Origin of the sequence: Sediminibacterium roseum, from assembly GCF_009939005.1 — a bacterium.
Lineage (GTDB): Bacteria > Bacteroidota > Bacteroidia > Chitinophagales > Chitinophagaceae > Sediminibacterium > Sediminibacterium roseum.
Genome location: NZ_JAACJS010000015.1, coordinates 1,816,839 through 1,834,584, shown reverse-complemented (window position 1 = coordinate 1,834,584; position 17,746 = coordinate 1,816,839). Strand labels below are relative to the sequence as shown.

The window sequence follows — 17,746 nt, the reverse complement described above, 5'->3', positions numbered from 1 at the left end:
AAACCCTTTTGTTATTGGTGATGGCGCTCCATGGCGCCGTGGTTAGGAAAGCGATCAGGACGCTAGAAAGCTCACCTTCCCGCTCTCAACATTGTACATGCCGCCCACAATTTTGATGAGTCCTTCTTTTTCGAGTTCCATGATGATGGGACTTTCATTGCGGATCCTTTCAATCGTGTGGAGCACGTTGAGTTCTGTTACGTTGTTTACAAATTCGATGTTGTCTCCCGAACGGTTGTTTTGTGTCGAGGTTTCTTTGTTGATGGCGGGTTCGATCTTCTTTAATAGTCCCGTAAGGTTACCCATTTCCACATGGTTGCATGCACCAACGATCGCGCCGCACCTGCTGTGCCCCAGCACCAGGATGATTTTGGTCTTCATGATCTTCGTTGCAAATTCCATGCTGCCAAGGATATCTTCATTCAGGATATTGCCTGCGATGCGTATGCTGAAAATATCGCCCAGTCCCTGGTCAAAGATCAACTCGGCCGAGGTGCGACTGTCGATGCAACTTAAAATGGTGGCAAATGGAAACTGTCCCGCCGCTGTTTCATTTACCTGCTGCAGCAGGTTGCGGTTGGCTTTCAGGTTGTTCATGAACCGCTCATTGCCTTCCTTCAGGATTTCGAGGGCCATGGCGGGTGTAAGTGAACTTTGTGTTTCTTTCGAATGGGTGCGCATTGGGATGGTTTTTGGTTTAGAGTAAATAAAATTGATCGGGTTCAGATGGTTTCTTGATGCCAGGCTCGTTTAACAACTGCCTGATGTTCCTTTCGATCGTTGCAGCGATCGCCGTTACGGCTGTATCGGTAGGTTTGTTGCTGAAAGGATCCTGTAAATGCGTAGCCGATCTTTCGAGCAGGAAAAACGCAGACGAGATCAGGACCAGCAACGGTATTTCAAAATAGCTTTCAATACCCCGGAGCGAAATAGACAGCGTGATCACAAACAGGTAAATGATCAGGTGAAGAAAAAGGCGGTAGGTTACCGGGAACACAGTGCTCTTGATCCGCTCCGCCATTCCCATCGCCGTGGAAAAATTTACAAGCGTAGTATTGATCTGAACCTGGCTGAATCGATCGAGCTGTTCTTCTTCCTTCAGTTTTGCGATGTGTGCGGTATTCAGTTGCAGCAAAGCAAGCGGTTTGTTTTCCTGGAGGCTTATTTTATCGAGCTCCTCACCCGCAACCAGGTTTTCGAGGTTGGCGGTAGCGTTCAGTCCGCGCAAACTTTGCCCCAGGCTGTAGCACCATGCTATCTGCCGGTAAGCGATCTGCCTGATCGCTTCTTCATTGCCTTTTGGCAGGAACAATTGCAGTTGCAGCACAAAACTCCTGCTCTCGTTAACGATCGTTCCCCAGATTTTACGGGCCTCCCACCAACGGTCGTACGACTGGTTCAGTTTAAACGATAAGATGACCGAGATGGCGGTTCCGATAAACGCCGGGATGGCGATGGGCATTTCGGGAAGGGCCGAATCGAAGGTCTGCGTAAGGTAAAAGATCGAAAGGCCGATGACCAGGACATAGAACAGCTCATGCCTGATCTTGTTGAAGATGTAACGCAAGGGAACCGGTTTGTTCAGCAGCATGTTGTAAGGTTTGATGGGACAAATATAATATTGATACTGTTTTAAATAATAGTAATACTATCATAATAAATTGTGAAAGTATTATAATCAATAAGATTACTATCTGTTACGGGTCATTTGTTATCTTTACCAAAAAAAGCTCCATGGATTTCCAGGTAAGTTTTAAGGTGAACGAGAAGATATACCTGCGCGACCCGGAAGGCAGTGAGATCGGCAGGCAGATCATCAAGCATTCCATCGACCTGATCAATGTACTTGGGTTTGAGCAGTTTACTTTTAAAAAGCTGGCGGCTACGATCAACAGTACCGAAGCAACCATTTACCGCTATTTTGAGAACAAGCACCGTTTGTTGTTGTATATCCTCAACTGGTACTGGTGCTATATGGAGTTCCTTGTGATGTTCAGGCTGCAGAATGTGAAGGATAAAAAAGAAAAGCTCCGCATTATCGTATCACTTCTTACGCAGGAGTTGCCCGACAGTTCAGGCAAACTGGGTTATAACCTGGCCTACCTCAACCAGATCGTGATCGCGGAGAGCAGTAAGGCTTACCTGGTAAAGGAGGTTACCGAGATCAATAAGGAAGCTGTGTTCAAACCGTATAAAGACCTTTGTGCAAAGATCGCGGAAGTGATCTCGGGCTATAATCCGAAATATAAGTTCCCAAGGTCTTTAAGTAGTACACTGATCGAGACCTCGCACAACCAGCAGTTCTTCAGTTTGAACCTTCCCCGTCTTACCGACAACACCCCTGCGAAAGCGGATTTCACCCGGCATTTTTTAGAGGATTTGTTGTTTAAGGTTTTGGGATAAGTGTTCAAAAGCCGCGATTATACTTCATGAAGTTTGAGTTTACTAGGCTTACGTATTCATTCAAAAAAGTAATGACCGTACGCAAACCAGAATATCATTTGGCCAGGAGAGAGATCTTTACCTGTAACCCGGATAATATTTAAGCGAACCGAATTTATACCCCTGGTTGCTCTTGATGGATCGCAGGAAACAAATGAGTTCCGCGCGTGCCTCCTCGGTCGTGAACATCACTTCATGGCAGAGAATAACGATGTGGTGCTTTGAGAATGTTTTTTGTTCTTTCCTTGCCCGCTCGATGCGGTTGATGAGGATATGCGAAGATTCGATCTTTGTTTTCAGGTTGTCAAGGTAGCTCCACTCAACATCCCATCCGAAGATCACCATACTTCTTTCGGCAAGCAGGTCTGCCGCGGCATTTGCGTCCTTGAGATCCGTTGCCGAACGGCTGCCTATGCGCCAGGTGTTCCTGCCCGGCAGCCGGGCGATGCGGTTCGTGCCATGGATCAACAAAGCATTCCGCTCAAAGTCGAGAACAACGCGTAAAGGATCCCGGTAAAAACGCCGGTATCTTTCATCGGCATGTGAAAAACTATGGTTGGCAACCTTCACGTATTTGTTTTCAAAATAAGGAGCATCGCCACCTGAAAGCAAATTCTGCCCGACCAGGAAAACAGTAACAGGCACCTCTTCTGCAGATACAACACTGTCTATGAAAAAGCTGTTTGGCGATGGGCCGTCGTCGATCGTAAAATAGATCGTGTCGCATAGACTTCCCTGCCTTGGTTGCTCCTGAGCGCCCGCGCTGTTCGCAGCCTCGTTTTTGTTTTTCGGCGCAAGCAGAAAAATAAAAACGACCGGGAAGAGAAAGTTTTTCATAACAATTGCATTGCTGGGTTAAGATTTTTCACCCGCAGTGGAGAGCGCTGCCTGCTTTTTTAAAAGTGAAACAGAAAATACAATGGTCCAAAGCATAAAAGCACCCACATTTATCCGCTCCCATATCCCGATCCGCGGCGTGGGAAGGTTTTGAGGGATCCCCGGCGCCTCAATGAAAGTGAGCGTTCCGAACACGATAAAAACCAGGAACGTGATCAAAGTATAAATCCTGAAACTACGCCCGAGCGCCGCCATGGTAAAAACCATGATGAGCATCATCAATAGTATGGTAATAATGGCCCAGGTGATGTGGAGCTTATCGGAGAAAGAGGTACCTGCTCCGCGCAGGTGCATCGGTGGCCAGTATATATTGAACGCGGCATAGATCAGAACAAAATATCCTGCGATATAAAGTATCCAGTTGCCTGATGCAGACCTGATGATACCGATGCCAAATGCGGCGGTCAATAACACGTAGCCGCCTGCCCACCAGAGCCAGAGCGTGCGCGTTGGTGCGTTCCATGCAGAAATTTCGCTGATGGTTTGTGTCACGGTACTATAACCGGGAAACCTGCCGGGGATAAACACATTCATGGCGATGTACAGGAGCGGTGCCAGGATCCCGCAACTTACAAGGAGTTTGTTTTTCATGCTGTTTGTTTGGGTCGCCAAAAAAAATAAATATATCAGACTGCGGCTATGACCATAGTCATATTGCGCATTGATTGTGAACTGTTGCAGCGATAAATCCCCTGCGAAGAAAAAAAGCAGTGATGAGAATCACAGCACGGCTTGATGAGCATCAATGGAAATGCGGTGTGCTGCTGCGTAGATTTATGCTATCATTCAATCTTAAAATCCTTTAACATGAAAACAGACGCACAAATTCAGAGAGACGTAATGGACGAGTTATTGTGGGAGCCCTACCTGCAGTCGTCGCAGATTGGCGTGGCTGTAAACAATGGCATTGTTACTTTATCTGGCCAGGTGGACAGCTATCTAAAAAAATCCCACGCCGAAAAAGCCGCAAAACGGGTGGCAGGCGTAAAAGCTGTTGCGGAAGACATACAGGTGGGTATCTCACCTGCCTATCGTAAAACGGATGCAGAGATCGCTGCTGCCGCTTTGGAGGCATTAAAATGGCACAGCGCCGTTCAACAGGAGAAGGTAAAGTTGAAAGTGGAAGACGGTGTGATCTCACTAGAAGGAGAAGTGGAATGGCCTTACCAGCGCATCAATGCTTTCAACGCAGTTGAAAACCTTACGGGTGTAAAGATGGTAAACAACTTTATCAAACTGAAAATGAGGGTTGCGCCTTCCGACATAAAAGCGAAGATCGGTGCGGCACTGCAACGCAGCGCCACTGTTGATGCGGAAAAGATTTCGGTAGACGTGAAAGACAACCAGGTGGTATTGCGTGGTACGGTTCGTTCATTGGCAGAAAAGGAAGATGCGGCAAGGGCCGCCTGGAGCGCTCCCGGTGTTTCCAGTGTTGAAAACAAATTAACCGTTCAACTCTACGAAACCGCTATGGTATAACAGGATGCGCCCATGGAAAAGGCCCGCCGGAATTCGGCGGGCCTTTTTTAATTGTTTCACTCAGCGATATGAGAAGCAGTTGCCGGGCTATTTTGAATGTGTAATGAAGATCGGGAACTTGTTTTCCTTCATCAGCACATCTGCCGTACTTGCGCGGAACCAGCGCGACAGCATTCCGCGGCCATAGGCGCCGGTAACAACAAGCGGGTGCCCTTTTTGCTGCGCGAAGTACGACGCGATGTTCTCTTCGTAATTTCCTTTGAACACGGTGAAAGATGCCTTGTTGAAATGTTTTTTCACAAGCTCTTTCATCAGTTTGGTATCGGGCAGATGCAGGCTGTCGTCATAACCCCTGAATGAAATGATTTCTACCGGTAACGAAACAAACGGAGCAAGCAGGTAACTGAACATCTTCAGCGCATGAACCGACGATGGATGCCCGTCGTAAAGAACGATGATCTTATCGGGAGTATGAAAGGTATCCGATACAAGCAATACGGGGCAATGCGCATCGGCGAGGAGGTCGCGGATAAAACGTGTTGGGGTGGGTTCGGTATAGTGCGTAAGCGTTTCGTGTTTATCGATCACCAGCAGGTCGGCAAAAATGGTTTCATGAAGCAACTCCTGCAACGCGGGATTGTGGTCGCGATGCACATTGTAATGAAGCCGGGCATGATCGCAGGCCGTTGAAAAAAGCCTTACCGATTCATCGCGCTTCTTCTGGTCCTGCTGTTTATATTGCTGCAGTTTTTTTTCAGGCACGTCTTTTTTTACCAGCAATTCGTATACGTTGTAGCTGGTGTACATTTCGTCTTCGAGAAATATGCCTGCCAGGTGACTGTTACAGAGCTGGCCCAAGCGGGTGGCCCAGGCCGTGGTTGATGGTGCATACTTGAGGCCGTCGATGGCCGCGATTATTTTTTTCATAGGTAACGGTTTTATTTTACAGGCTCGTCGGCAACAACCATTTGCATCAATGATTTTGCTTTTTCTGCCTTATAAATCCTGCTGATGCCCCTGAACAATGCATCCGGGGTGAACGAAATGGTGTTGATGCCGTGGGCAACCAGGAACTGTACGTAATCATCAAGATCGCCCGGTGCCTGCCCGCAGATGCCGATCTTCCTGCCAGCTTTTTTTGCTTTGTCGATGACAAGGGCGATCAACTGTGTTACAGCCTTGTTCTGTTCGTCGAACAACGTACTTACGATGGATGAATCCCGGTCTACGCCCAGTACCAGTTGGGTCAGGTCGTTCGATCCGATCGAGAAACCATCAAAATCCCTGGCGAATTCTTCGGCGAGTAAGATGTTCGACGGTATCTCTGTCATCAGGTAGATCTCGAGCGAAGGATCTTCGTTGCGGTCGAGCCCGTTGGCGCGTAACACGCCGATCACTTTCTTTCCTTCTTCAACGGTTCTGCAAAAAGGGATCATCAGTTTTACGTTTGTTAACCCCATCTCTTTTCTCACCCTTGCGATGGCGCTGCATTCCATATCGAAACCTTCCCTGTACATTTCATGGTAATACCTGGAAGCGCCGCGAAAACCCAGCATCGGGTTTTCTTCGGATGGCTCGAATGCCTGGCCGCCGATCAACCCGGCATACTCGTTTGTTTTGAAATCGCTCATGCGAACGATCACCTCGCGTGGATAAAAAGCTGCGGCTACCGTGGCGATGCCTTCCGATAGTTTATCAATAAAGAATTGTTTTTTGTCTGCGTAGCCCGATGTGGCCTTTTCTATTGTTGCGCGAACAGCTGTATCCTGTATTTCATGGAAACGCACCAGCGCCATTGGGTGGATCCGGATGGCGTGCGTGATCATAAATTCCATACGCAGCAATCCTACGCCCGATACCGGGTAAAAAGAGTGCATAAAGGCCGTGTCGGGATCGCCGGTGATGAGCATTGGTTTTACCTTTGTTGTTTCTGTGGCAGAGCAATCGATCACCCGCTCTTCGATCCCTGCTTTTCCTTCATAAACAAAACCTGTTTTTCCTTCGCAGCACGACACGGTGAGCAGGTCGCCTGTTTTGATGGCATAGCTCGCGTGCCCGCAACCCACTACCGCCGGAATGCCCAGCTCGCGCGCAACGATGGATGCATGGCTGGTGCGCCCGCCTTTGTCTGTGATGATCGCGGCCGATTTTTTCAATACGGGGTCCCAATCGGGAGAGGTCATCGATGTAACGAGGATCTCTCCTTCTTTCAGCTCGTCTGCGTCTTTTGGTGAATCGAGCAAGCGTGCGATGCCTGTTACAACACCGCTGCCGATCGCATTGCCCGAAGCGATGCATTTTCCCTTTGCGGTGATCGAGTATTCTTTGATCATCGTGGTGTTCCGCTGCGAGTGAACGGTTTCAGGGCGCGCCTGCAGGATGAACAGTTCGCCGGTTGTTCCATCCTTTGCCCATTCTATATCCATGGGCTTTTCATAATGCTTTTCGATGGCAACGAACCATTTTGCAAGGCGTGTGATCTCTGCATCAGACAGCACGAATTTTGCACGCTGTTCTTCATCGGTTTCAATGTTGATTGTAGTGCAGTCCGGGCTGCCCAGCGCATAACGCATGGTTAGTTCTTTTGCGCCGAGTTTGTGCTGGATCACGGCATTGCAACCTTTTTCGAGCGAAGGTTTGAATACATAAAACTCGTCCGGCGTAACCGTTCCCTGCACCATGTTTTCTCCCAAACCCCATACCCCGCTGATGTGAACGATGTTCCGGAAACCGCTCTCTGGCTCGAGCGTAAACCCGACACCTGAAACGCCATTGTCTGAACGCACCATTTTTTGTACGCCAACAGACAGTGTTACATCCTTGTGCCTGAAGCCATTGTCCTCGCGGTATTTGATCGCGCGGTCTGTATACAGCGATGCAAAGCATTTGTGGATGGCCAGCAGCAGGCCGTTTACACCATGAACGTTTAAGAATGATTCATGCTGGCCCGCGAAACTTGCGGTAGCCAGATCTTCGGCGGTGGCGCTGCTTCTCACCGCAACGGAATCATCCTTGCCGGAACACAATACGGAATAGGCCGCAATGGCCTGCTGTTTTATTTCTGGAGGTAACTCGCCAGACATCATCAGCGCGCGGCATTGCCGTCCCACTTCGCGCAGGTTGCTGAAGTTTTGTTTGTCGAGCGTTTCCAATGCAGCATTGATCGCATCGCCGATCTTATTAAAGGTTATGAAATCGCGGAACGCGGTTGTTGTTAAAGCAAACCCATCCGGAACGCAGATCTGTGCGGTGGCAAGGGTGGAAAACATTTCACCCAGGGATGCATTTTTTCCGCCAACCAGCGGAACATCGTTCGCGCTGATCTCGCTGAATTTTTTGATATAGGAAGGCATGTTTGTTGTTTGATACAAATGTTGTCTATTGATAAAAGGAAATCAATGACCATGCTCACAAGAGTTGATGATCCATATCATTACGGTCGGGACTAACGTATAAACCCGGGACTTTTTTGAAACAAATCGGCGTCGGGCGCGTCCAGCAGCAACTCCACGGCGCCAAAAAAAAGGGATTTGAACGCACTGAATATTTCCCTGTTACAATTCAGCAATGAGCTGATTTCGATATCCGAAACGCCATCACTTACAGGATCAACATAAAGGGAAACAAGGGTGGCCCGGTATGCGGTGCGCATAGATTGGTACATGTTGCCCAACTGCTCCTTGTATTTGTTCCTGTTCGAGGGCGCGTTGATCAACGCAAGCAGGGGCGTGCAGAAAGCAGGCACGCGTTTGGAAGCATCCAGGTAAAAATTAAATTTAATATCGTTAGATGAGTTCCTGAATTGCCTGATGTCTTCGTGGATATTGTATATGCTTTTGGCAGCGTACATGGCATTGCGCGCGGCCGATACCAATTGGTCCAGTTTGGCAGCTACCAGTTCATCCTTTTTTTGTTTTCTTACCTGCAATGAAAGCCGGTGTATTTGACCGTAAAACTGTTTGAGCAATGCGTACTGTTGCATACCTGTTTTTTGTGTAAAGCCGCTCAACTGTTTTTCATTCCCGGGTTTTGCCTGGCTGCCGAAGGAGCCCATTATATACAGTGCGGAGAGCGTGGTAAATTTGCGCACCTCTTCTTCAATTTGCTGAACGGCCTGTGGGCCTTGCAGGTTTATGGCAGGACTGATTGTTTCGGCAGCAACGGATGGCCTTTTAGAAAGAAAGGCGGCGATCTTGGGCAGCCATGGAAGGAACAGGGCAAGGCTAACGAGGTTGAAGGCCGTTTGAAACAACACCAATGCTATAACAGGATGATCGGCGCCTGCAACATGCATCACAATGCTGCAGGCCTGTTCAAGGAACAGGAGGAAAACAGATGCAGTAACCACATTGAAGAGAAAATTGCCGAGCGCCATTGCTTTTTTTACACCAGTATTGCCGCGTGCCGCGAAAAATAGTTTCAAAGTAGTACCGATCTCGCCACCCAATACAAGTGCGCATGCGGATTCAAAAGAAACCGTATGTAGATACAGGGCAGTCAACGCAAGCACCATGATGATAGAACTGGCCTGCACAAACGCAGTGGCTGCCAGTCCGAACAAGGCAAACAAAAAAGGGTTTTTGAAGAATTGAAGCGAAGAATGGGTAACCAATGTGCCCATGCCCGATTTTATGAAATCAAGCGAGAACAGCAAAAGAGAAAGTGAAAACAGCAGCCTGAAAATATTTTGCAAACCCGGCTTGCGCTGCGTGAAATGCAGGAGTATGCCGGAGATCCCTGTTATGGGCAGCACCCACGATTCGAATCCTGTATTGAACCCAAGCATGGCTACCAGCCAACTGTTAACCGTGGTGCCAATGTTTGCGCCAAGTGTTAGTGCCAGTGCGCTCTGCAGGGAGAGGATGCCGGAGCCCGTCATGTCGAGTATGATGAGGTTAACCACCGAGCTGCTCTGTAGTATCGCAGCGATCACTGTTCCCGCAGCCGCTGCCCGTAGGCGGTTGCTGGTTTCGCGCTTCAGAAAAAGCTTGAACTTTCTGCCCGAAAGTTCCGCAACCGAACCTTCCATCGAGCGGATGGCGAGCATAAAGAATGCTACACCGGCGATGATTTTCCAATTTTCTTCAGACCATTCCATACAACTGTTGCTTTTTTAAGCTGCAACCGAAGCTCACCAGAATCAGCTGTTTTTGATATGATGGATGTCAACAACCTCTATGATAGCGATCAGCCATCACAATTGACAAGTATCAGCAGTACCGGTGATGCAGGTCATGTAAGATCTTCGTTGTGGTTGCTAGGTTTGACAAATGATATCAACCCTACAATCAATATGAAAAAGATCCTTGTCCCTGTTGATTTCTCCTCAACATCCGAGAACGCCGCTTCTTATGCTGCGCAATTGTCGATTGAAATACATGCCGAGCTTATTTTACTGCATGTTTATCAATACCCGGTATTGCTGGGAGATGTTCCCTATCCTGTTGAAGCCTACGCACAAATTGCAGACGATGCGGAAAAGAGCCTGGGCGAGCTGGCCGAAAAATTGGGCAGGCAGTTAAACGGCCGCCGCGTGGCGAAAACAGAGTTGAAGGAAGGCAGCTTCATACACCAGCTCGAAGTGGCCTGCAAGGAAAACAACCCCGATGTGGTGGTGATGGGATGCAGCGGTGTATCTGCAGCAGGTAAGTTCTTTTTCGGAAGCAATGCATTGCAGGCCATCCGGCACCTGCATCATCCTGTATTGTTGGTGCCACCCGGTGCAGCGTATTCCGATATCAAACAGATCGGTTTGTTATCGGATCTTGTTAATGCCGAAACATCCATACCCGTCCGCTCTGCTATTCATTTTGTAAATGCATTACACGCAACACTGACGGTTGCGCTCATTACTACGGGACTGGATTACACCGTTCCGGGCAGTGAAGAAACAAAACGTATGGAAGAATTGTTTGCCCCTACACCCATTGAACTAAGGTCCGTGCACGATGAGAGTTTTGAAGACGGGGTGGCAAGGTTTGTAAAAAAATGCAACCTGGACCTGTTGATCATAGCGCCTTTTAAACATTCGTTTTTCAGCAGGCTTTTTCAAAATACCCATACGGAACAATTGCTCAAACACCCGATCGTACCAACACTTTTTTTAAAAGCAGTTGAAAAGAAAGATTGATCCGCCGACACCAGATTATGCGATTATTTCAGACCGCCACCCTTATAGCAATACTGTTTTTTACCGGTTGTACGGCAGCCAGGATCGACAACTCGTGGACAGCAGCTCCCTTGCCACCGGCAAACTATCAAAAAATACTTGTGCTCGGTATTGTGAATGAACCGGGAAAGGCGGTGCGTCAGTCGCTTGAGGGGTACATTTTTGAGCGGATCAAAAAGCTCGGCTATGTATCGGCCTGTTCCTGCGACGAATATGGTGAAAAGCCATTTGAGGAGCTGACAGAAGAGGAGGCGCTGCTCATGCTGAAACGAAGTGGCATCGATGCGGTATTAACGGTAACGCTGCTTGATAAAAAACGGGAACGTTTTTATTCACCGCAAAAGATCTACCACTCGCCATACGCGGCTTACCAGGAACGTTTCTGGAGTTATTATTCTGCCTTACGCAAGCGTGTTTACAAGCCCGGATACCATCCAAGCGATACACGCTGTTTTTGGGAAACGAGCCTGTTCCGTCTTGATGGGCGGATCCAGCTGGTCTATTCGGCACAGAGCCGCAGTTTCGGACCGGATAACCTCGGGGCGCTCTTATATGAGTACAGCGCCATATTCATCCAGGAAATGCAGGCTCAAAAAATACTCATGGATCACACAGCACCAAAAAAGCCGGCAAGATGATCATTGGTCCAGTGCCGCAACTGCTTGATGACAATCATAAAAAGGCATAATTAAGATCATCGTTGCTGAAGGAACACATTGTTAGATTTGACTTTGACGTTATAAGTTATGCGCTTCGACTATCATACTACATTGACTTTGCCAATCGGTGCGCCCGGTTTGGATGTTCATCTTGCGGTGCCCGCCGATGCACAGGGTATTGTTATTTTTTCTTTTGGCGCCGGTACACACAACATGGATGAGTACCAGCATGAGGAAACGCAACGCATGCAGCGCAATGGTTTTGGCACGCTTGTATTCAACCCGTTAACAGAGGCAGAGCGCAGCGATTTTGCAAACAGGTTCGATATTCAATTGCTGGCAGACCGGCTGGTTACTGTAACCAAATGGATGACCAGGCACAAAGCAGCTAAAGGGAGGCGCATCGGGATCTTCAGTGCGGGTGCGGGCACAGCGGCGGCGCTCGTGGCTGCTTCGTCGTTTAACAAGATCGCGGCACTGGTGTGCAGGAACGGCAAACTGAAACCCCACGAATCCGATATGCCGCGCATACAATGCCCTACGCTGTTGATTGCAGGTGAATTGGATGATATCTCGCTCGAGGCACAGCAATGGGTGTTCGACCGCTTACCCTGCCCCAAAAAATTGCACATCGTAGCAGGGGCAGGGCACCATTGCAACCAGCCCGATAAAATGGATGAGATTATCACCGAGGCAATACAGTGGTTCGCCACATACCTGAAGCCGCCCGGGAAAAGAAAGCAAAGAATGTAACCGCGCACATCCTTTCCGTATCTCCCTATTTTTTATTGTTCTTCTTTTTTTCCTCAGCAAGCCGCTGTTTTTCCAGTTTCTTGAAATAACCGCTGAAGAGAAAGTTGTGTTTCAGCGCTTCCATGTTCTGGTTAAAACCATCCGTACCTTTTTCGATGTTCTGCAGGCTGCGGGCAAGCCTGCCCGCAAGTGAGGTATCCCTGATCAGATCATGCGCCACACCTTTGCCATGCATGAGCTCCGCATTCAAACCGTTCACCGATCCCTGGACAATTCCAACCAGCGAATCCGCCGATGTTCCCAGTTTCCTGAATTGCATCACCGTTCTTTTTAATTCAACCGATATGGCCGTATCGTAGAGGAGGGTGGCCAGTAGTCCTTTGCCATTCTTTGCATCTGCCACTGCGGTTTCCATGGTGCCTGCTATGTTGTTGGCGCGCGCTGTAACCGTAGCGATGTTACGGAGCGCCGTTTGCAGGTGCAGCGGAATGCTGCGGTCGTTGAGCAACTTCCACAGGGCCGTGCTTTCATTGATCTTCCTGACCGTGGTCTTTAACTGCTCCGCTATTTCCGCTACATCATCATTGGTGTGCGAGAGGGTTTGCAGGGCATTGTCAAGGTTTACTTTTGGTTTTGTTGAAAGATAGTCGCCGTCGCGTATCGTCTGCGCCCCACTTTCACCGGGTTTGATGTTCAGGATGCGGTTGCCCACGAGGCCATCGGTTCCAACAGAAGCAACAGCGTTCCTGTGTATTACGCTGGCCGCCTGGGTGGCAACGGTCATGGCAACTTCTACGGTTGTGTCTGACAGAAAATGTACATAGGTTACCGTACCGATTTCAATACCCGCATAACGAACATTGTTTCCCGGTTTCAATCCGTCTGCGTCGGTGAACACGGCTTTTATGGTAAGATGAGAACCAAACAGGTTTTGGTTGCGGCCGATCATGTAAAGCAATAAAACGAGAAAAGCCAGTCCTGCGATCACGAATATGCCGAGTTTGATATGGCCTGATATGGGTTTCATAATGACAGTAATCTTTTTGGTTGAAAAAATGAATTCACTTTCGGGTCGCTGTAATCTTTTAGCGACTGAAAAGTTCCCTGTGCATAACATTTCCGGTCGATGAGCATAACCACGCGGTCGGCTGTTTCTTCAACGCAGTTCATGTCGTGCGAAATGATGATCGAGGCGGTGTTGTATTTTTCCTTGATCTTCATCATCAGCCGTATGATTTCCTGCGCCGTGATGGGGTCGAGCCCGGTGGTTGGCTCGTCGTATAGGATGATGTCTGGCCGGAGGATCAGCGTGCGGGCCAGCGCAATGCGTTTGCGCATGCCGCCGGATAATTCCTCGGGCATCATGTCGATCGTATGTGCAAGGCCCACATCGTCCAGTGATTCCAGTATCAGTCTTTCCATCTCTTTTGGCGATCCTGTGAACCGGTGGCGCCGCATCGGGAATTCAAGGTTGGCGCGCACCGTCATGGAATCGTACAAGGCATTGCTTTGAAAAAGAAAACCAACGTGCACGCGTAGCTCATCGAGTTGTGCATGGTTTAGTTTGCTTATGTCTTTACCAAGTACCGTGATCGATCCCGCATCGGGCCTGAGCAATCCGATGATGCATTTGATCAATACAGATTTACCCGAGCCGGATTTGCCCAATACAACAAGGTTTTCCCCGTCGTACAGATCCATACTGAAATCTTCAAGCACCGCGTTGTCGCCAAATGCCTTGTACAGGTTGCGGATCTCTATCACCTTTTCTTTTTTCTCCATATTGATCAGTTGAAACCCAGAAGGTCTGTGACCTGAACGGCAAGAAGGTCGATGATGAAAATAAAAATAGAAGAAACCACCACTGCCGAGTTCGCACTGCTTCCAACGCCCGCGGTGCCTTTGCTGCTGTTGTAGCCTTTGTAACAACCCACTACCGCTACAGCGAAGCCGAAGAAAAATGTTTTGATAAAAGCGGGAACCACATCACTGAAAGAAAGGTTTTCGAATACCTGCGACCAGAACAGGTGGAAACTCGTATTGCCCCGGATGTTGATGCCGAGATAAGCGCCATACAACGACACCGCATCGCCGAGCGAAGTGAGGATGGGGAGCATGCACATCGAGGCCATGATCCTGGTTACAACAAGGTATTTGAAGGGATTGGTACCGCTTACTTCCATCGCATCTATCTGCTCGCTCACCTTCATTGAACCAAGTTCAGCGCCGATGCTTGACCCGATTTTCCCTGCAAAGATCAGGGCCGTGATCACAGGGCCGATCTCGCGTACGATCGCGATCCCGATGATGGCAGGAAGCTGCGATTCTGCACCATATTCCAGCATCGATGGACGGAGCTGCATGGTGAGTACGAGTCCCATGATGAATGCCGTTAAACCTACAAGAGAGAGGGATCGGTACCCGATCACATAGCATTGCCTTAAAAATTCTGCCGATTCACGCCTGGGACGAAACCACTGGAACATGAACCTGCCTGTGAATGCAGCGAGTTCGCCTGCTTCGTTGAAAAATTTTTTTGCTGATCCGGACCGTTCCATGATCACAAATATGACAAGGATTGGTTCGGAAAGGAGTGATGAGCATCAACAGTGGCGATGACATCCGTCAATATCGGCCCGGATAGGTCGTTCAGGTTCGCAACTGTTCGACTTTCGTTCTTTCGGGGCAAAAAAAACCCGCCGGCAAACCGGCGGGCGTTTAGCTAAGCAAACTGCTTATTTGTTGCAAGGAGAAGTGCACACTTTTGTGCAGTCCTTTTTATCCTTGCAATCTTTCTTGTCTTTGCTGCAATCAGATTTTTTGCATTCGGTTTTTGCTTTTGTTTTTTTAGCAGGAGCTTTTTCACCAGATGCAAATGATGCGTTGCCTATTAACATGAGGGCGATCATGCCCATGAGAATTTTTTTCATTGTATGTTTTTTGAATGATTTGAATAGTATTTGCTGAACATTTTTGCTATACCACCCATTCCGGGGGCTGCCAGCAATTGTTGCCGAAACCGGGTGAGAGGGTATCGCCCGGAGCAGGGTGTTGGTCTTTCTTTACAACGACCAAGCTGTTTGAACAGTCGTATTTCGACGAACCCATATACTGGCATTGCGAGCAGGCTGCAAAAGGGTTGCAGGAGCTGGTGCGGTCGCATTCCTTGTTTTTATCGCTGTTGCATGATTTCCTTTCGCCGGCAGGTTCCTTCTTTTTTTTGTGGCAATTTTTACCGCAATGTGTTTTGGCCGCAGCTTTAATGCTTTTTGCCTGGCACTCGATCAGCAATGGCTGGGCCATCATGCAGAGCATCAGCAGGGAAAGTATATGGGCAGCGAATTTCATGCGGTGTAAAGATAGAAAGGGAGACCCGGATTATCCAAACCGTCCATCCTGATTCTCGTCATGTGAATTGCCGGAGAATGTACGTACAGCAGTTTGAATGTTGCATCCTTTCCATTTCCCTTGTTTTTCTGGTATTTGCCCTTTTTTCATAGCTTAGCCTTTCCAAATCAGCAAAGTCAATGGTATTGTTCCGAAGCAGGTTGTTCGGTTGGGCTATAAAATTGCCGGTAACGTGTTTTTACCTGGCATTCTTTGCTGTACAGATCTTTTTCAACCTTGACATTGCCCAGAAGCAGCCCGTTCACCACCAGGCGTCGGGTTTTGTACAAGCGGGCGCTGCCCGAACCGCGAACCTGAAACAGGATGCGGGCACTTCCGTACCAAAAAGTAAGATCCGGTTAAACAAAAGGTTTCAGCCTTCCAGTATCCCGGTTATTTTTCACGACCTGCCGCTGGTTTCTGTTGTGTATGCCAGGCTCAAACCTTCGGCATTGGCACCGGGTAATTTGTATTCTTTTGTCTTCCTTTCCTCCCACGCATTACGCGGCCCCCCTGTTGTTGCCTGAAACTGATCAGCAATAACATTTCTCATTCTAAACATTTCGAGTATGGCAACTTTCTATCCAGGAAAGTGTGTGGTGGTTACAGCTGTGTGCCTGTTTCCTGCCTTATTTCTATTTGCACAAAAAAAATACTCATTACAGGACCTCGTGGATGCCTCCAATAAAAACCTGCCGGTATTGAAACAGAAGCAGGCGCTTGTAGCGGCGGCAAAAGCATCTGTTAATGAAACCAAACATTCCTTTCTTCCACAGGTAAGGGCGAGCGAACAACTTACGCTTGCATCAGACAATTCTCTGGCGGGCAGCTTTTTCACTTTTGGTATCACGCCCTCCACATCCGCAGGTGTGCGCAACGAAAACAGGTGGAACGCCGCCACAACCAATATGGGTGTTGTATACAGTGAATACGAACTCCTGAATTTTGGCCTCAATGACGCGAAACTGCAGTACGCAAAATCGTTTGTGGATGTGCAGGAATCGGACCTGAAAAAAGAATTGTATTTCCTGCAGCTGGAAGTTGCGCGCCTGTATTTTTCGGTGCTTAAGAACCAGTACCGCCTGGAGGCCGACAGACAGAACATCCAGCGCTACGAACAGATTTACAGTGTAATTCGGGCGCTGACGCTGAGTGGCCTGAAACCGGGTTCGGATTCTTCACTTACAAAAGCGGAGTTATCCAGGACAAAGATCATTTTCAACCAGTCCATGGGAAGGATGGGTCAACTGAAAGAACAATTGAGCTACCTGACGGGCATACCTGCAGCGGAAATACAGCTGGATACCTTACAGGGAAACCCGATGGACCGCAAACCTGTGTGGTACGATTACCGGATGGATACGCTCCACAACCCATTGCTGGATTACTTTGTTGCAAAGACGAAAATGCTGCAGGCCAATGCGTTCCTGATACGGAAAAGCTACCTGCCAAAGATCATATTGGCGGGGTCGGTATGGGCAAGGGGATCGAGCATCCAATTCAACGACCAGTACAAATCGCTGTCAACGGGTCTGGGCTTCCAGCGCTTTAACTACGGGTTGGGTGTTGCCTTCACGTATAACCTGTTCAATGGAATGTACCGGCGAGATAAGCTGGCCGTTAACCGATACCAGTTGCAAGCCAGTGAGTTTGAGCTTGAACAACAGAAATCCGCTTTGCGGCTGAACGAATTACAGGCAAACAATGCGCTCGCCACGGTACGCGCAAATCTCGCAGAATTACCGGTGCAGTTACAATCCGCAAAAGAAACCTATGCGCAAAAATTAGCGCAGTACAGGGCGGGGATCATATCACTGGTAGACCTTACCAATGCTTCTTTTGTTTTGTATCGATCCCAGACCGACTACATTGAAACATTGAGCGACTGGAACCTTTCGCAACTGGAAAAAGCCGCTGCCACCGGCAACCTTTCCCAATTTATTCAAACCATTAAATAATT

At 48.6% G+C, this 17,746-nt stretch carries 19 protein-coding genes; 6 read left to right on the top strand and 13 right to left on the bottom strand.

Annotated elements, in window-relative coordinates; translation table 11 throughout:
- Window positions 1-54: 54 nt before the first annotated feature.
- Complete coding sequence (locus tag GWC95_RS19175) at window positions 55-681, bottom strand: carbonic anhydrase family protein (RefSeq protein ID WP_161820319.1); 627 nt, start codon at window positions 679-681, stop codon at window positions 55-57.
- Window positions 682-697: 16 nt separating this feature from the next.
- A complete protein-coding gene (locus GWC95_RS19170; RefSeq protein WP_161820318.1) occupies window positions 698-1,591 on the bottom strand; it encodes a bestrophin family protein in 894 nt (297 codons plus the stop codon).
- A gap of 143 nt (window positions 1,592-1,734) precedes the next feature.
- On the opposite strand from GWC95_RS19170, the gene GWC95_RS19165 reads away from it, so the two are divergent.
- Window positions 1,735-2,403: a TetR/AcrR family transcriptional regulator gene (locus GWC95_RS19165; protein WP_161820317.1), complete on the top strand. Its 669-nt coding sequence runs from the start codon at window positions 1,735-1,737 to the stop codon at window positions 2,401-2,403.
- A 117-nt stretch (window positions 2,404-2,520) separates the two neighbouring features.
- Here the strand turns inward: GWC95_RS19165 and GWC95_RS19160 are convergent, their stop codons facing one another.
- Window positions 2,521-3,279, bottom strand: coding sequence for a polysaccharide deacetylase family protein (locus GWC95_RS19160; RefSeq protein ID WP_161820316.1), 759 nt, complete (start codon window positions 3,277-3,279; stop codon window positions 2,521-2,523).
- A gap of 18 nt (window positions 3,280-3,297) precedes the next feature.
- Complete coding sequence (locus GWC95_RS19155; RefSeq protein ID WP_161820315.1) at window positions 3,298-3,930, bottom strand: DUF998 domain-containing protein; 633 nt, start codon at window positions 3,928-3,930, stop codon at window positions 3,298-3,300.
- A gap of 216 nt (window positions 3,931-4,146) precedes the next feature.
- Here GWC95_RS19155 and GWC95_RS19150 point away from each other — a divergent pair, with 216 nt between their 5' ends.
- Entirely contained in the window at window positions 4,147-4,818 is a 672-nt protein-coding gene (locus tag GWC95_RS19150) for a BON domain-containing protein (RefSeq protein ID WP_161820314.1), read from the top strand.
- Between the two features lie 87 nt (window positions 4,819-4,905).
- On the opposite strand, the gene GWC95_RS19145 is transcribed toward GWC95_RS19150, so the two are convergent.
- The 3 genes from GWC95_RS19145 to GWC95_RS19135 all read right to left on the bottom strand — a co-directional run bounded on the left by GWC95_RS19145 (window position 4,906) and on the right by GWC95_RS19135 (window position 9,916).
- On the bottom strand, window positions 4,906-5,745 hold the full coding sequence (locus tag GWC95_RS19145) for a universal stress protein (RefSeq protein ID WP_161820313.1): 840 nt from the start codon (window positions 5,743-5,745) through the stop codon (window positions 4,906-4,908).
- Between the two features lie 11 nt (window positions 5,746-5,756).
- Window positions 5,757-8,171 (bottom strand): phosphoenolpyruvate synthase, encoded by a 2,415-nt coding sequence (gene ppsA, locus GWC95_RS19140; protein ID WP_161820312.1) that lies wholly within the window; start codon window positions 8,169-8,171, stop codon window positions 5,757-5,759.
- A 92-nt stretch (window positions 8,172-8,263) separates the two neighbouring features.
- Window positions 8,264-9,916, bottom strand: coding sequence for a Na/Pi symporter (locus GWC95_RS19135; protein ID WP_161820311.1), 1,653 nt, complete (start codon window positions 9,914-9,916; stop codon window positions 8,264-8,266).
- A 195-nt stretch (window positions 9,917-10,111) separates the two neighbouring features.
- Between GWC95_RS19135 and GWC95_RS19130 the strand changes: the two genes are divergently transcribed.
- From GWC95_RS19130 to GWC95_RS19120, 3 genes are all read left to right on the top strand, one after another.
- Entirely contained in the window at window positions 10,112-10,948 is an 837-nt protein-coding gene (locus GWC95_RS19130; protein ID WP_161820310.1) for a universal stress protein, read from the top strand.
- A gap of 17 nt (window positions 10,949-10,965) precedes the next feature.
- On the top strand, window positions 10,966-11,625 hold the full coding sequence (locus GWC95_RS19125) for a hypothetical protein (RefSeq protein WP_161820309.1): 660 nt from the start codon (window positions 10,966-10,968) through the stop codon (window positions 11,623-11,625).
- Window positions 11,626-11,757: 132 nt separating this feature from the next.
- Complete coding sequence (locus GWC95_RS19120) at window positions 11,758-12,399, top strand: alpha/beta hydrolase family protein (protein ID WP_161820308.1); 642 nt, start codon at window positions 11,758-11,760, stop codon at window positions 12,397-12,399.
- A 25-nt stretch (window positions 12,400-12,424) separates the two neighbouring features.
- Here the strand turns inward: GWC95_RS19120 and GWC95_RS19115 are convergent, their stop codons facing one another.
- The 6 genes from GWC95_RS19115 to GWC95_RS19090 all read right to left on the bottom strand — a co-directional run bounded on the left by GWC95_RS19115 (window position 12,425) and on the right by GWC95_RS19090 (window position 16,339).
- Window positions 12,425-13,426: an MlaD family protein gene (locus GWC95_RS19115; protein ID WP_161820307.1), complete on the bottom strand. Its 1,002-nt coding sequence runs from the start codon at window positions 13,424-13,426 to the stop codon at window positions 12,425-12,427.
- Window positions 13,423-14,181, bottom strand: a complete 759-nt coding sequence (locus tag GWC95_RS19110; RefSeq protein WP_161820306.1) for an ABC transporter ATP-binding protein — start codon at window positions 14,179-14,181, stop codon at window positions 13,423-13,425. The genes GWC95_RS19115 and GWC95_RS19110 overlap by 4 nt, the downstream gene beginning before the upstream one ends.
- A gap of 5 nt (window positions 14,182-14,186) precedes the next feature.
- Window positions 14,187-14,957: an MlaE family ABC transporter permease gene (locus tag GWC95_RS19105; protein ID WP_161820305.1), complete on the bottom strand. Its 771-nt coding sequence runs from the start codon at window positions 14,955-14,957 to the stop codon at window positions 14,187-14,189.
- Between the two features lie 177 nt (window positions 14,958-15,134).
- Window positions 15,135-15,329, bottom strand: a complete 195-nt coding sequence (locus tag GWC95_RS19100) for a hypothetical protein (RefSeq protein WP_161820304.1) — start codon at window positions 15,327-15,329, stop codon at window positions 15,135-15,137.
- 46 nt (window positions 15,330-15,375) lie between these two features.
- On the bottom strand, window positions 15,376-15,747 hold the full coding sequence (locus GWC95_RS19095) for a hypothetical protein (protein ID WP_161820303.1): 372 nt from the start codon (window positions 15,745-15,747) through the stop codon (window positions 15,376-15,378).
- Window positions 15,748-16,186: 439 nt separating this feature from the next.
- Window positions 16,187-16,339, bottom strand: coding sequence for a hypothetical protein (locus GWC95_RS19090; RefSeq protein ID WP_161820302.1), 153 nt, complete (start codon window positions 16,337-16,339; stop codon window positions 16,187-16,189).
- A 16-nt stretch (window positions 16,340-16,355) separates the two neighbouring features.
- Here GWC95_RS19090 and GWC95_RS19085 point away from each other — a divergent pair, with 16 nt between their 5' ends.
- Window positions 16,356-17,744 (top strand): TolC family protein, encoded by a 1,389-nt coding sequence (locus tag GWC95_RS19085; protein ID WP_161820301.1) that lies wholly within the window; start codon window positions 16,356-16,358, stop codon window positions 17,742-17,744.
- Window positions 17,745-17,746: the final 2 nt, after the last annotated feature.